General features: G+C 74.0%; 17 protein-coding genes. 8 read left to right on the top strand and 9 right to left on the bottom strand.

Translation table 11 applies throughout. The features are described from left to right. Positions 1 to 183 precede the first annotated feature (183 nt). A complete protein-coding gene (locus GA0070213_RS11935) occupies positions 184 to 714 on the top strand; it encodes an RNA polymerase sigma factor (RefSeq protein ID WP_091061972.1) in 531 nt (176 codons plus the stop codon). Next, positions 707 to 1,915: a cell wall synthesis protein CwsA gene (locus tag GA0070213_RS11930; protein WP_091061970.1), complete on the top strand. Its 1,209-nt coding sequence runs from the start codon at positions 707 to 709 to the stop codon at positions 1,913 to 1,915. The genes GA0070213_RS11935 and GA0070213_RS11930 overlap by 8 nt, the downstream gene beginning before the upstream one ends. Positions 1,916 to 1,925: 10 nt before the next feature. On the opposite strand, the gene GA0070213_RS11925 is transcribed toward GA0070213_RS11930, so the two are convergent. Both GA0070213_RS11925 and GA0070213_RS11920 read right to left on the bottom strand, forming a co-directional pair. Continuing rightward, positions 1,926 to 2,372: an imidazolonepropionase-like domain-containing protein gene (locus tag GA0070213_RS11925; RefSeq protein ID WP_091061968.1), complete on the bottom strand. Its 447-nt coding sequence runs from the start codon at positions 2,370 to 2,372 to the stop codon at positions 1,926 to 1,928. A 3-nt stretch (positions 2,373 to 2,375) separates the two neighbouring features. Further along, a complete protein-coding gene (locus GA0070213_RS11920) occupies positions 2,376 to 3,143 on the bottom strand; it encodes an SGNH/GDSL hydrolase family protein (protein ID WP_091061966.1) in 768 nt (255 codons plus the stop codon). Between the two features lie 254 nt (positions 3,144 to 3,397). Here GA0070213_RS11920 and GA0070213_RS11915 point away from each other — a divergent pair, with 254 nt between their 5' ends. Together GA0070213_RS11915 and GA0070213_RS11910 are read left to right on the top strand one after the other, a co-directional pair. After that, positions 3,398 to 4,882, top strand: a complete 1,485-nt coding sequence (locus GA0070213_RS11915; RefSeq protein ID WP_091061964.1) for a gluzincin family metallopeptidase — start codon at positions 3,398 to 3,400, stop codon at positions 4,880 to 4,882. 17 nt (positions 4,883 to 4,899) lie between these two features. Next, positions 4,900 to 6,279: a PQQ-binding-like beta-propeller repeat protein gene (locus GA0070213_RS11910; RefSeq protein WP_091061961.1), complete on the top strand. Its 1,380-nt coding sequence runs from the start codon at positions 4,900 to 4,902 to the stop codon at positions 6,277 to 6,279. A 45-nt stretch (positions 6,280 to 6,324) separates the two neighbouring features. Here the strand turns inward: GA0070213_RS11910 and GA0070213_RS11905 are convergent, their stop codons facing one another. From GA0070213_RS11905 to GA0070213_RS11885, 5 genes are all read right to left on the bottom strand, one after another. Next, positions 6,325 to 7,512: a hypothetical protein gene (locus GA0070213_RS11905; RefSeq protein WP_091061959.1), complete on the bottom strand. Its 1,188-nt coding sequence runs from the start codon at positions 7,510 to 7,512 to the stop codon at positions 6,325 to 6,327. Beyond that, complete coding sequence (locus tag GA0070213_RS11900; protein ID WP_091061957.1) at positions 7,509 to 8,039, bottom strand: SigE family RNA polymerase sigma factor; 531 nt, start codon at positions 8,037 to 8,039, stop codon at positions 7,509 to 7,511. Before GA0070213_RS11900 ends, GA0070213_RS11905 begins: the two co-directional genes overlap by 4 nt. Positions 8,040 to 8,139: 100 nt before the next feature. Continuing rightward, a complete protein-coding gene (locus tag GA0070213_RS11895) occupies positions 8,140 to 8,655 on the bottom strand; it encodes a putative immunity protein (protein WP_091061955.1) in 516 nt (171 codons plus the stop codon). Beyond that, a complete protein-coding gene (locus GA0070213_RS11890; protein ID WP_217628611.1) occupies positions 8,652 to 9,233 on the bottom strand; it encodes a putative immunity protein in 582 nt (193 codons plus the stop codon). The genes GA0070213_RS11895 and GA0070213_RS11890 overlap by 4 nt, the downstream gene beginning before the upstream one ends. Before the next feature lie 32 nt (positions 9,234 to 9,265). Beyond that, a complete protein-coding gene (locus GA0070213_RS11885) occupies positions 9,266 to 9,592 on the bottom strand; it encodes a hypothetical protein (RefSeq protein ID WP_091061953.1) in 327 nt (108 codons plus the stop codon). A gap of 95 nt (positions 9,593 to 9,687) precedes the next feature. Between GA0070213_RS11885 and GA0070213_RS11880 the strand changes: the two genes are divergently transcribed. Together GA0070213_RS11880 and GA0070213_RS11875 are read left to right on the top strand one after the other, a co-directional pair. Further along, entirely contained in the window at positions 9,688 to 10,491 is an 804-nt protein-coding gene (locus GA0070213_RS11880; RefSeq protein WP_091061951.1) for a helix-turn-helix domain-containing protein, read from the top strand. Continuing rightward, positions 10,482 to 10,676: a DUF397 domain-containing protein gene (locus GA0070213_RS11875; RefSeq protein WP_091061949.1), complete on the top strand. Its 195-nt coding sequence runs from the start codon at positions 10,482 to 10,484 to the stop codon at positions 10,674 to 10,676. The genes GA0070213_RS11880 and GA0070213_RS11875 overlap by 10 nt, the downstream gene beginning before the upstream one ends. Here GA0070213_RS11875 and GA0070213_RS11870 read toward each other — a convergent pair. Continuing rightward, entirely contained in the window at positions 10,651 to 11,424 is a 774-nt protein-coding gene (locus GA0070213_RS11870; protein ID WP_091061946.1) for a class I SAM-dependent methyltransferase, read from the bottom strand. The genes GA0070213_RS11875 and GA0070213_RS11870 overlap by 26 nt on opposite strands. 55 nt (positions 11,425 to 11,479) lie before the next feature. Here GA0070213_RS11870 and GA0070213_RS11865 point away from each other — a divergent pair, with 55 nt between their 5' ends. Next, on the top strand, positions 11,480 to 11,755 hold the full coding sequence (locus GA0070213_RS11865; protein WP_091061944.1) for a FitA-like ribbon-helix-helix domain-containing protein: 276 nt from the start codon (positions 11,480 to 11,482) through the stop codon (positions 11,753 to 11,755). Then, entirely contained in the window at positions 11,752 to 12,153 is a 402-nt protein-coding gene (locus GA0070213_RS11860) for a type II toxin-antitoxin system VapC family toxin (RefSeq protein ID WP_091061941.1), read from the top strand. The genes GA0070213_RS11865 and GA0070213_RS11860 overlap by 4 nt, the downstream gene beginning before the upstream one ends. Here the strand turns inward: GA0070213_RS11860 and GA0070213_RS11855 are convergent. Beyond that, positions 12,144 to 12,518: a VOC family protein gene (locus GA0070213_RS11855; RefSeq protein ID WP_091061939.1), complete on the bottom strand. Its 375-nt coding sequence runs from the start codon at positions 12,516 to 12,518 to the stop codon at positions 12,144 to 12,146. The two genes, GA0070213_RS11860 and GA0070213_RS11855, sit on opposite strands and share 10 nt — an antisense overlap. Positions 12,519 to 12,522 lie beyond the last annotated feature (4 nt).

Raw genomic sequence — 12,522 nt, 5'->3', positions numbered from 1 at the left:
AGCGGATGTTATCCAGCCGGGCGGACATCGGGCGATCCCGATTCGCGGGGAGGGGCCACACCGGACGGAACGGCCAGGCAGGCCGGACCATACGGTTGATCAGGCGGTCGGAAAGACCGGATGCAGCGGATCCGGCGGGTCACACGTGACAGTTGCGAACACCGCCGACCGCAGAGGACCGCGATGACCCCACGGCAACAGGCCCGGCCACCCCGGGGCGGGACCACACCTGTGGACTTCACCGAGTTCTACCGGGCGCACTTCCACCGGATCGCGGTGCAGCTCTACGCGTACCTGGGCGACCACGGCGAGGCGCAGGACCTGACCCAGGAGGCGTTCTGCCGGACGCTGGAGCGATGGCCCCGCATCGCCGGGTACGACGACCCGTCCGCGTTCGTCCGCCGGGTGGCCTGGAACCTGGCCACCAGCCGGCTGCGCCGGATGCGTACCGCCGTGCGGCACCTGGCCCGGCAGCGGGAGGAGCACGTGCCCGGTCCGGAGCCGGACCGGGTGGCATTGCTCGACGCGCTGGCCACCCTCCCCGCCGACCAGCGCCGCGCGATCGTGCTGCACCACCTGGATCACCTGAGCGTCGCCGAGATCGCCCAGCAGGTCGGCGCGCCGGAGGGCACCGTCCGATCCCGGCTGTCCCGGGGCCGGGCCGCGCTCGCCCGCCACCTCACCGAGACCGGATCGGAGCTGCGCCGTGCCTGACCTGGAGGAACTGTTCGTCGAGTTCGAGACCGCGGCGGCACCCACCTTCCGGCCGCCCGGGGTGGCCGACGCGCAACGCCGGATTCGGGGCCGCCGACGGCGGCGTGGACTGCTGGCCGGCCTGCTCACGGTGGCGCTGGCCGGGCCGGCGTCGGCGTTCGCGGTCGCCCACCGCGCCGACCGGCCGGAACCGCGGCCGTCGCCGTCGGTCTCGTCGAGTCCGGCCGGCCGTCTCACGGTCCGCACGGTCACCCTGCCCGGGGTGCCCGGCGAGCTGGCCGACCTGCGCTTCGTCTCGGCCCGCGCCGGCTGGGCGCTCTTCGACACCTGCGTCGACGCGGGCGAGTCCCGGAGCGGGTGCCGGCGGACCGTCGCGCGGACCATCGACGGTGGTGTGACCTGGCAGCGAGCCGGACTGCCGACGGTGCCGGACGGCGGAGGGGATTTCCTGCCCGTGGACGCGGATACGCTGGTCGTGACGACGCGCGCGGGCTACCTCGTCACGACGGACGGCGGGATCAGCTTCACCAGTCACCCGTACAAGGCGCCACCGGCGGCGGTCCGGCGCGTCTTCGCCACCCCGAGCGGGCTCTATCTCGGTTGCCCCCCGAACGGCGGACTGGCGACGTGCGACCGGCAACGCGTGCTGCGGGTGAGCGGCGGCCTGCACTTCCACCAGCCGCCGGTCACGCTGCGATCGGACACCGAGAACGTCCTGGTCGAGGGTGCCGACGGGCGGCTCTGGCTGACCGTCCTGGATGGTGATCGGCTGACCGTGCTGACCAGCGCCGACCAGGGCACAAGCTGGCGGAAGATGCCGTCGGTCGCCGCCGCCCCCCGGCAGCTCGCGCTGGCTCCGGACGGGCGCGACGTCTGGCTGGTCGAGATGACGCAACAGACGCGGGTGTGGCGGCTGGAAGGCGACCGCTGGCAGGCCGGCCCGGACCTGCCGTCCGACACCGAAGGGATCGCCGCGCCCGGCGCCGGCCTGTTGGTGGTCACCAGCGCGTACGGCGGGTTGGGATTCGTCTCCGGCGGTGGCTACGTCGAGGTGCCCGAGCTGCGCGGGCCGTTGCGGACCCCGGACATGGACACGTCGGTGGGCGTCCTGCCGGACGGCACGGTCGCTGTCCGGCATGGCCGGACGTGGTTCCTCGGCACCGGGCGGGGGACGGACCGGAGCTGGCTCCAGTTCTCGTGAACACGGTGGGTCAGGAGCGGCGGTGCACCAGCCGGCCGGCGACCACGGTCGCCCGGCAGGAGCCGTCCGGGTCGAACACCGCGAGGTCGGCACGGCCGCCGACCACCAGCGCCGCCGGCCGGGCGGCGCCCAGCACCGCCACCTCGTTGCGCGCGGCGGCCGCCCGCAGCGCCGGGTCGGTGAGGTGCGCGTCGAGCACCGCGGCGGCGCCGCGCCGGAACAGCGCGTGCACCCGCTCGCGCGGGCTGGGTGCCGGCGGCAGCGGGCCGTCGTGCACCGGCGCCGGCCCGAGCGTGCCGGCCCACCGCCGCACCCGCACGCCGGGGTACGCGGCGGTCAGCTCCGCCAGCGACGCGACCGCCTCGACCCGGTCGCCGCCGACCAGCACCGCCAACCCGGCGCGGGGCTCGTCGTCGAGGGTGAGCCGCAGCAGGTCGGCGGCGTGGACGGTACGCACCGCTCAGCCGTCGACCGGACCGAGGACGGGCCGCTTGGCGGTGACGAAGTCGCCGGAGGAGCGACCGGTCAGCCGCCGCTTGATCCACGGGGCCAGGTGTTGACCGGCCCAGCGCAGGTCCGCGGCGCGGGCGGCCAGCCACGGGGTGGGCGCCGGGTGCGGCGGCACCATCAGCCACTCCTCCTCGCAGCCGACGCCGAGCGCGTCGAGCACCTGGGCGGCGACCCGCCGGTGCCCGGCCGCCGACAGGTGCAGCCGGTCGGTGCTCCAGAGCATCGGGTTGAGGTAGGCCTCGTCGGAGTAGAGGTCGACCAGGATCGCCCCGTGCCGCTCGGCGACCTCGCCGACCGCCCGGTTGAGCAGCGTCACCCGGGGGGCCACCAGCCGCTGCCCGGGCAGCCGGGCCATCACGTCGGCGAACCGGAACAGCACCACGTCGCTGCCGCCGGCCCGCAGCCGCTCGACCACCTTGTCGAAGCGCGGGACGAAGACGTCCGGGTCGAAGCTGCGGCGCAGCACGTCGTTGCCGCCGGCCGCGAACGTGATCAGGTCGGGCTTCATGGCCAGCGCGGACGGCACCTGCTCGGCCACCACGTTCGGGAACAACCGACCCCGGATGGCGAGGTTGGCGTAGCCGAAGTCGGGACCCGCCTCGGCGGCGAGCCGGGTGGCGACCAGATCGGCCCAACCCCGGTAGCTGCCGTCCGGATACGCGTCATCCATGCCCTCGGTGAAGCTGTCGCCCACCGCCACGAAGCTGCGCCAGCGCACGGCGCCTCCCCTCAGACGTCCCCGCGGAAATGCGTCGCTCAGTCTTCCACCGTCCGGGCCGGTCCCGCCCGCCCGAGGGGCCGGACGTGGCGGACGTCTCGACGTCCGGTTCCCGACAGCCGCCCGGGCGGACAAACCCCCCGGCACGTGCGGGTGGGGCAGAATCCGCCGCCCGGACCGGGGATGATGTCAGCCGTCATCCGGTCGGGCGCGCGGCCCGGCCGGTCCCGCGGACGGCACGAGCGAGGATCCACATGACGCAGGCGCAGCCACCGGCGCCGGGCTGGCCACCGCCGGGCCCCGGTCCCACGCCCGCCCACCCCGGCCCCCCTCCCGCATCCGGGCAACCGTGGCCGGCGTTCCCGCCACCGCCACCGCCGCCGCGCTCCCGCCGCAAGCTCTGGATCGGGCTCGCGGCCGGCGCGCTGGCGCTGGCGGTCTGTGCCGGCACGCTCGTCGGCGTCGGGCTCGGGCTGCGCGACGACGAGGAGGGCCCGGCGCGGAAGGCGGCGGCCGCGGCCAACGGCGTCACGGTCACCGACGCCGAGCTGACCGCCCTGCTCGACCGGCACGGCAAGGCGCTGGCCGCCAAGGACCTCGACGGTTGGCTGGCCGCCTTCGACCCGGCCCGCAAGGACCTGGTCGCCGCGCAGACCCGGCTCTTCCGCAACCTCGCCAAGCTGCCGCTGTCGGTGGCCCGCTACGAGACCGTCGAGAAGCAGGGCCGGACCGGCGACGCGTTCGGCCAGGGCGTCACGTTCCAGCTCGACGTCTCCTTCGTGCACCAGTTCGACGGCTTCGACCTGGCCCCGGTCACCGAGTGGTACCGCTGGACGCTGGTCCGCCCGGCCAGGGACGCGCCGATCCGGGTCACCGCGGTCACCGGCGCGCCGGCCGCCGCGAACGGCAGCTCGAAGACGGTCCACTACCCCGGCCCGTGGGACAGGTGGCCGGAGATCCACGTCGAGCGCACGCCGCACACCCTGGTCATCGCCGACTCCGGCCGGGCCGCGCTGGCGAAGCGGTACGCCCCGACCGCCGAGGCCGCCGCCGTCCACGACCTGGCGGTGTGGCGGGCCGGTGGGCTGCCCGGCCCGGTGCCGAACGGCTTCGTCATCGCGCTCGCCAAGGGCCGCGCCGAGATGGGCTCGCTCTATCGGATCGGCACCGGGAAGGCCACCGAGGCGGGCTTCTCGATGCCCATGGTGGCGGCCGAACGACGGGACGGGACGTTCGTCGTCGGCGGCACCCGGGTGGTGGTGGACACCGACACGTCCTACTTCACCCGCACCGGCGGCGACGACGCCGGCATGGTGTTCCGGCACGAGGTGGCGCATTCGCTGGTGTCGCCCCGGACGAACCTGGCCGAGGTGGACGCGTTCGACACGCTCGACGAGTGGGTGGTCGAGGGCTTCGCCGAGTACGTGGCCTTCCACGGCCGGCCGCTGGGCGACAGCGAACGCACCGCACCGGCCCGCCGGATGCTGCGCGGGTGGAACGGGAAGCTGCCGGACAACGGCGACTGGGACAACCCGGACCTGGTGAGTTTCCACTACTGGCTCGGGCACACGGCGATGAACCACCTGGCGGCGAAGTACGGCGAGCCGAAGCTGTTCCGCTTCGTCGTCGCCGTCTACGCGGGCACCCCCACCGACCGGGCCGCCCGGGACGTGCTGGGCGTGTCGCTCGACGAGTTCCAGGCCGCCTGGGCCGACGACGTCCGCGCCCAGGCTCGCTGAGCGGGATCGGAGGACTGATGACGTACCAGCACCAGCACCAGTACCAGCAGCAGCACCGGCAGCCCGCGTACCCGCCGGCGGCGCCGAGGCGGCGCGGGCGTCTCGCGCTGCTCGTCGCCGGCGGCCTGGTGGCCGTGCTGGCGGTCGCCGCCGGCACCGCCTACGGCGTGTCCCGCCTGGTCGGCGGCGGTGACGAGGACGGGCGCACGCTGCGCGCCGCGTGGGTGCTCGACTTCCCCGAGCGGCAGCGCAACGGCCTGAAGACGTTCGACGGGCAGGACATGTTCGGTGCCTGGCTGGTCGGCGACGCGGTGGTCCGGGCCCAGCCCGACGGCGTCATCGCCTACCGGCTCGGCGACGGCGGGCAGGCGTGGGGCGTGCCCGCGCCCCAGGGCAGCTCGCTCTGCGGCGCCGCGCAGACCCTGGCCGGGGGGCGCGGCGTGGTGGCGCTCGGCTCCGCCGACTCCTGCGACACGCTCGTCGGTTTCGACGCCGCCACCGGCGCCCGGGCCTGGCAGGCGGCGTTCCCCGCCGCACGCCGGGAGGGCCGCGACACCCTCGCCGCGCCGGACCTGTCGGTGGCCGGCGGTCAGGTGGTCGTCCGCGCCGACCAGCGGGTCCTCGGCTACTCGCTGGCCGACGGCCGGCGGCTGTGGCGCAGCGACGCCGACCGGCTGCTGCCGGGGCGGGACTGCCGGCTCGCCGACACCCGGGCGGCGGGCGACCTGGCCGTGGTCACCGCGCGCTGCGACGGCGACCGGGGCGCGTTGCTCGGCCTGGACCCGGCCACCGGAAAGGTGCGCTGGCAGCAGCGGCTGCCCACCGCGAGCGCCGGTGTGCTCAGCGTCGACCCGCTGGTCAGCCTGCCCGGCCTGAACGACGCGACGTTCGCCGCGCGGGACGCCGCCGGCCGGCCTCGGGCCACGTTCGGCAACCCCGTCGACGGTACGCGGTTCAGCGACCTGCCGGTCAACCGTTCCAACTCGGTCGAGGGCCCGGCCGTGCGGCCCTACCTGGCCGACGCCGACACGCTCTACCTGCCCACCGAGGCGGCGAACGTGGCGGGGAAGGCGCGCCAGGCCAACCAGGTGGTGGCGATCGACCTGGCCACCGGAAAGCGGCGCTGGGTCTCGGCCGGGCACACCGACAGCGAGGTGGAGCTGATCCGCCTGGACGAGGCGGGCCTGCTGGCCTGGGAGGTGGGCGACCGGCGGGACCTCGCACCGCGTCTGGTGCGGGTCGACCGGGCCTCCGGGACGGTGTCGGTGCTGGCCGAGGGTCCCAGGTCGGCCGGCACCGAGGGCAGCGACGCGACGGTGCTGGAACGGGACGGGACCGTGGTGCTGGTGCCGTGGAAGCACGTCGGCGCGGACGCCGCGATCACGGTGCTGCGCTGACAGTCGGGGCGGGCCACCACCCGTGGCCCGCCCCGCCGTCGCTCGTCAGTCGGCCAGCTGGAGGATCTGCAGGTCCTTCAACGCCGCCGGTTCCCGGCTCTCACTGATCTTGCGGCCGTCCGCGCCGATCAGCACGAGCACGTTGTGGTCACCGGCGTTCACCCGGGCCACCAGCCTGCCGTCGGCCCCGAACCACGCCTGGCGCAGCGTCCGGCCGCCGAGCGGCAGGTCGACCTGCCGCCCGGTACGGGTGTCGATCACCGCGTTCGCGTCGAGTTCCCGTGCCACGTCTCCGGCCGGCTCGTCCGGCTTGCGCAGCAGGAGCGCCAGCCGGGACCCGTCCGGGGAGATGCTCGCGACGTCGAAGGACGAGCGGGCGCCCGACCCGCCGACGCCGGGGATCAGCTTCTCCGCCGAGCCGTCCGGGCGGTTCACCGCCACCCGGCCCTCCCCGTCCGCGTAGGCGAGCACCGTGCCGTCGGCCGACCACAGGGGGTGGCAGCCCTTGATCCCGGCGAGCCGGGTGTACGTGCCCGTGTTCAGCTCGACGACGCCCTTCTCCCACGCCGGAGCCGGCTCGGGCCGCAGGACCACCGAGATCGTGAGCCGGCGGGAGTCCGGGGACCACACCGGCGTCCAGCAGTCCCGTTCCACCTGGCGGTGGCCGCCCGGTGTGAGCTTCCGGGGGTTGTCGCCGTCGACGTCGGCCACCCGGAGGTTGTCGTCCGGGTCGACCCAGGCGACGCGCCTGCCGTCGGGCGAGACGGCCGCGTTGAGGATCGCGGCGAGACGGGGGAGCTTCGCCAGCCGGGTCGGCGGTGAGCCGGGCTCGTAGGACCAGAGGTACCCGGCGGCTGACGTGTCGTCGCCGGTCGGCGTCGGGCCGTAGAAGAGCCGCCCGATGGCGACCGAGGCCGGGCCGCCACCGGTGGTGGTGCTCGGGCTTGCGCTCGCCGTGCGGGACGGCTCCGCGCTCGGCGGGGGGCTGGCCTCGGACGGCGGTGGGGTGCTGGTCACCGACGGCACGGCCGGCGCGGGCGCCTGACCGTCCGGCCGGATCGCGAGCGCGGTCCCGGTCGCGGCGGCCAGCACCGCCAGCGCGGCGGCGGAGGTGACGACGGCCCGCTGGATGCCGAGCCGGCGGGAGGTACGCAGGGCCCGGTCCCGCAGGTCGACCGGGGTGACCTCGTCGGCCAGGTCGGCCAGGTCGAGGCGCAGGCGGTCCTGGTTCATCGGGCGGATCCTTCCGTGACGTACAGGTCGGCGAGTTCCGGGGCGACGGTGCGCAACTTGGTCAGCGCCTTCGAGGTCTGGCTCTTGACCGTGCCGACCGTGACGCCGAGCATCTCCGCCGCCTCGACCTCGCTGCGGTCCTCGAAGAACCGCAGCACCAGCACGGCCCGCTGTTTGGTGGAGAGCCGGGCCAGCGCGGCCCGGAGGGTGAGCCGCAGCGTGATCTGCTGGGCGTGGTCGGGGCCCGAGTCGCCTCCGCGTGACTCGGGCAGGTCGCCCGGCATCGCCTCGGCCACCCGACGGCGTCGCCACCAGGAGACCTGCAGGTGATACATGATCTTGCGGGTGTACGCCTCGGCGTTGCCGCTGTCGTGCAGCCGGCCCCACGAGCGGTGGGTCCGGGCCAGGGCGGACTGGACGAGGTCCTCGGCCAGGTGCTGGTCACCGGTGAGCAGGTAGGCCGAGCGCAGGAGCGCCGGTGTGCGGGTGCGCACGAACGAGTCGAACTCACTCAGGAGAGGGTCCACACGAGCCGATCCTTCGGGTCAGTGGTGCGTCAGTTGATGCCCTCCAGACGTCACCCCGCCGCCCGATGGTTGCCGTCGTCAAGGGTCGGCTTTCGTCGGTTCAGCAGTCGAACACCGACCAGCAGATGTCGTTGCGCAGGCGCTGGTCGTCGAGGACCAGCTCACGGATCGCCGCCGGGAGGCGGTCGCGCTGCCACCGGCACTCCGCCCGCCCCGCCGCGTCCGCCCGGCCCTCGGGCGCCGCCGCCCGCACCGCCTTGATCGCGTACGCGGCGGCGCCGAGTTCGTGCGCGGCCACGTGGGCGACGGCCCCGGCCTGGCCGGCGGCGTACGCGGCGTGGCGCGCCGCCCCCCGCAGGTCCCGGGCCGCGCCCATGGCGTGACCGCCCGCCGCCCGGGACACCATCATGGTGACCTCGCCCCGCACCCAGGCCCGGATGTGCGCGATCGCCGCACGCGGCCGCGGATCGTCGGGCCGGACCGCCTCGAACAGGCCGAGGACGTGCTCGGCGCAGTCGGCGGCCCAGAGCGCGAGCAGCCGGTGGTCGTCGTCGGTGAGCGTCCCGCCACGACGGATCGTGGTGAAGCGGGGATCCCGAACCTTCGGCAGGATCACGCGTCGTCCTCCTCGTCCTCGTCGCCGGGCGGCGTCCGTCGCAGGGCATCGTCCAGAGTGCTCATCAGCCGGGCGACCCGGCTGCCGCCACCGGTCACCGGTGGATAGTGGCGAAGCACGTCGAGGAGCACCGGGCCGGCCCGCCGTCGCGCACGGTCCAGCAGGGCATCCCCGACCGCCGGGTCGCCGCCGGCCGCCAGCTCACCGATCCGCGCCGCGCTCGCGGCGGCCCGCAGGATGTGCCCGACCTGGCTGGCCTGGGCGAGCGGATGCAGGTACGCCGCCGCGGCCGCGTCACCGGCGCATCGCGCGGCCAGGCGGGCCGCCTCGTCGGGCGCGGACCGGGCCGCCCGGTGCGCGTCGATCGACGCCACCCGCTGCAGTCTCGTCCGGTCCGCGCCGTCGACGAACACCCGCGCCGCCTCGATCGCCGCACGGGGACGCGGATCGCCCGGTACGGTCCGCTCGAAGACCGGCAACACGCCCTCGGCGTCCTCGACCACGAAACGCGCCACCACGCGCAGCTCGTCCATCGTCAGCTCGAAGTCCCCGGACACGACGTGTCTACGCGCTGCCATGGCGGTGCATCCTATCGACGGGGACCGGGTCCTCAGGCCGGCCCGACGACTCCGCGCCGGTACGGTCCCCAGCCGACGAACCTGTCGAACAGGTCGCGCGGGGTCGGGCCGCCGTGCGGGTCGAGGCGGAACAGGTCGTGGGTGGCCTCGTGGTAGAGCCCGGAGAGATAGACGGCCAGGTCGACCGGGTGGTCGGCGTACTCGACCTTGAGCAGCAGGCGGGCCTGGGCGCAGGGCCACGGTGCGCCGCAGGCGCGGCAGAGCCACAGCGGCCGGATCGGCAGGTGCGCCGGGTGGTCCGGCGGGTAGGGGCGCGGCCGGTCCGGGTACGGCCCGAGCCGGGGCACGGGAAGGTTCATACGTGACAGTCTGCTGAGAGCCCCACTACGCTCGGAAGTCGCCGGAGTCGACCCGGGAAGGGGCCGAGAAGCCGGCCTGCCATCGAGGAGACCGGGTGGAGAACGAGCCGACCGCCGAGCTGATCCGCGCGCAACTGCGGCGGTTGCGGCTCAAGGCCGAGTTGAGCCAGGAGGAGTTCGGGAAGCTGGTGCACTTCTCCAACTCCCAGGTGTCGGCGGTGGAGCTGGGCCAGCGGCCGTTGGACCGGTTCTTTCTGAAACGGGCCGACGAGGTGCTGGGCACCGGCGGGCTGTTGACCTCGCTGCTCAAGCTCGCCGAGCGGGACGGCCAACCGAGCTGGTTCCGCCCCTGGCTGGAAGCCGAACGCCAGGCCCAGCAGTTGCGCACCTACCAACCGACCCTGGTGCCCGGCCTGCTCCAGACCGAGAACTACGCACGAGCCATGATCCGCACGGATGATCTGATCAGCGACGACGAGGTCGAGCGGCGGCTCGGGGTGAGGCTGGACCGGCAGTCGATCCTCTCCAGTCCGCACCATCCGAAGTACATCGCAGTCATCGAGGAATCCGTCCTACGCCGTGCCGACGAAGCCTTCCGAGGGTTGATGGCCGAGCAGCTCGCACATCTCATCGAGCGCAGCGAGCACCCGCACATCGACATCCACGTCGTACCGACACGGGTCACCATGCATGTCGGACTGGTCGGTCCGTTCGCACTGGCCCGCAGCGCTGACGGCGGTTGGGTCGGTCATCTGGAGAACCAGCTCGGCGGCGTCGTGGTCGACCACGACGAGGGCGTGGCTATCCTGCTGTCCAGATGGGAGAGCGTCCGCAGTGAGGCACTTCCACGTCAGCAGTCGGCCGATCTGATGAAGGAAGTGATGTCGTCGTGGAGCTGATCGCCGCGATCTGGCGCAAGTCCACCCGCAGCGGCACCCAGGGCGACTGCGTCGAGGTGGCGGGCAATCTGGTCGGCGTGGTCGGCGTGCGCGACAGCAAGGACCCGAGCGGACCGGTCCTCACCTTCACCCCCGACGCCTGGCGCGCCTTCGTGCAGGTCAGCGGGAGTCGCGCACCGCGCTGATCAGCACCGTGTGCTTGCGTACCCGGAAGGCACCGTCCGTCTCGACGCGGGCCTGGACCACGTCGCGGGCAGCCGACTCCTGCGCGGTGGTGAGCGGCCCGATCACGCTCGCGACGTAGGCGAGGACCGGCTTTGGGGCAGGCACCGCGAGGTCGTCGGGGTAGCGCTCCACCGTCACGTCGGTGAAGTGAGCGGCGACCCGGGCGGGCGTCGTCTCTGCGGTGACGTCGTTCTCATGGAACCCGACAGCCAGGTCGGGTCGGCCGATGACCGGGCCCAGCGCGTCCAGCTCCGCGAGGTGGTCACGGCCGTTCACCGCGACGGCGATCCGCCCGCCGGGTCGCAGCACCCGGGCGAACTCGGCGAGCGCGGCGTCGGGGTCGTCCAGGTGGTAGAGCATGTGGTTGGCGATCACCGCGTCGAAGGTGGCGTCGGCATACGGCAGGTGGGTGGCGTCGCAGCGCTGCACCCGAGCGCCGGGCACCTCGCGCAGTCGGTCGCACATGGCGGGCGAGAAGTCGGTCAGGGTGAGCCGGAGCCCGGTTTCGGGTCTGCCCACGCGACGCCACAGCTCACCGGTGCCGGCGCCCACCTCCAGCACGTCCCCGGCCAGCGGCAGACGCTCGCCGAGCCAGGCGAACCAACCCTGCGGATTGGTGCCGTAGGCGTGCAGCGCCATCCGGGCGGCGAGGTTGCCGGTCGTCGTCGCGTACTGGTCCACCGCGCGAGCCGACGGTGTGGCGGTCACCCCGGCAGACTACTGCCGGGGCCCGGAGCATCGCACGTGCATGCATAATGAATGCATGGTTGCGCTACAGATCCGAGACGTGCCGGAAGACGTTCGGAACGCGCTCGCCGCCGAGGCCAGGGCGCGGGGTCAGTCGCTCCAGGCCTACCTGCTGGAGCTGGTGAAGACCCAGGCCCGACGGCTGCGCAACGGCGCGATCCTGGACGGCTTCGGCGGGCGGTCCGACGGCACCCGATCGTTGCCCGGGGAGAGCGCGGCCGACCTGGCCGACGAGCGCGGCCAGCGCGAAAGCGAGCGGAGCCGGCGCGAAAGCCGGGGCGACGCTGCATGATCGTGGTGGACGCGTCCGCCCTTGCCGACGCCCTGGTGGACGACGGCCCGATGGGCGACGCCGCACGATCCGAACTGATCGCCGATCCGCACTGGGCAGCACCCGGGCATCTGCTGATCGAGGTCATGTCGGTCATCCGGGGTAAGGCCCTCGGGCGGAAGCTGGGAGCCGCGCGTGCGCAGGAGGCGGTCGATGCCCTGCAATGGCTGGTCATCGACGAGATCCCGACCGCCATGCTGGTCGAGCGGATGTGGCAGCTCCGAGCAGACGTCTCCACCTACGACGCGGCGTACGTCGCGGCAGCGGAGTTGGCAGCCTGCCCCCTGGTGACCGGCGACTCCCGACTCGCCAAGGTGGGTGGTGTCCGTTGTGAGGTCCGGCTGATCGGTCAGAGGTAGAGGCAGAACGGGTGGCCGACCGGGTCGAGGTGCACCCGCACGTCGTCCTGGGGCTGGTAGTCGGCCACCGTGGCACCGAGCGACACCGCGTACGCCGAGGCGACGTCGAGGTCGTCGACCTTGATGTCGAGGTGGAGCATCATCGGCGGGTCGCCCGGGCCGGCCGGCCACACCGGACGCACGTACGCCGGCTCGTCCTGGAACGCCAGCGTGGCACCGCCGTCCGGCGGGGCCAGCACCACCCAGTCGTGCTCGTCCTCGCGTCGCGGCCAGTCGAGCAGCCGCTCGTAGAAGACGGCGAGTTCCTGCGCGGACGGCGCGTCGAGGACGGTGGACGTCAACGAGAACCGGGGACGATCTTCCATGCGA

The organism is Micromonospora humi (assembly GCF_900090105.1).
In the GTDB taxonomy this organism is placed as follows: domain Bacteria; phylum Actinomycetota; class Actinomycetes; order Mycobacteriales; family Micromonosporaceae; genus Micromonospora; species Micromonospora humi.
This window is presented reverse-complemented; position numbering and strand designations above follow the sequence as displayed.

What these genes read in the sequence shown, in the direction of transcription:
- GA0070213_RS11915 (WP_091061964.1), top strand. Translation starts at nt 3,398, where the DNA reads ATGACGCAGGCGCAGCCACCGGCGCCGGGCTGGCCACCGCCGGGCCCC.
- GA0070213_RS11885 (WP_091061953.1), bottom strand. Translation starts at nt 9,592, where the DNA reads ATGAACCTTCCCGTGCCCCGGCTCGGGCCGTACCCGGACCGGCCGCGC.
- GA0070213_RS11855 (WP_091061939.1), bottom strand. Translation starts at nt 12,518, where the DNA reads ATGGAAGATCGTCCCCGGTTCTCGTTGACGTCCACCGTCCTCGACGCG.
- GA0070213_RS11905 (WP_091061959.1), bottom strand. Translation starts at nt 7,512, where the DNA reads ATGAACCAGGACCGCCTGCGCCTCGACCTGGCCGACCTGGCCGACGAG.
- GA0070213_RS11910 (WP_091061961.1), top strand. Translation starts at nt 4,900, where the DNA reads ATGACGTACCAGCACCAGCACCAGTACCAGCAGCAGCACCGGCAGCCC.
- GA0070213_RS11935 (WP_091061972.1), top strand. Translation starts at nt 184, where the DNA reads ATGACCCCACGGCAACAGGCCCGGCCACCCCGGGGCGGGACCACACCT.
- GA0070213_RS11860 (WP_091061941.1), top strand. Translation starts at nt 11,752, where the DNA reads ATGATCGTGGTGGACGCGTCCGCCCTTGCCGACGCCCTGGTGGACGAC.
- GA0070213_RS11890 (WP_217628611.1), bottom strand. Translation starts at nt 9,233, where the DNA reads ATGGCAGCGCGTAGACACGTCGTGTCCGGGGACTTCGAGCTGACGATG.
- GA0070213_RS11865 (WP_091061944.1), top strand. Translation starts at nt 11,480, where the DNA reads ATGGTTGCGCTACAGATCCGAGACGTGCCGGAAGACGTTCGGAACGCG.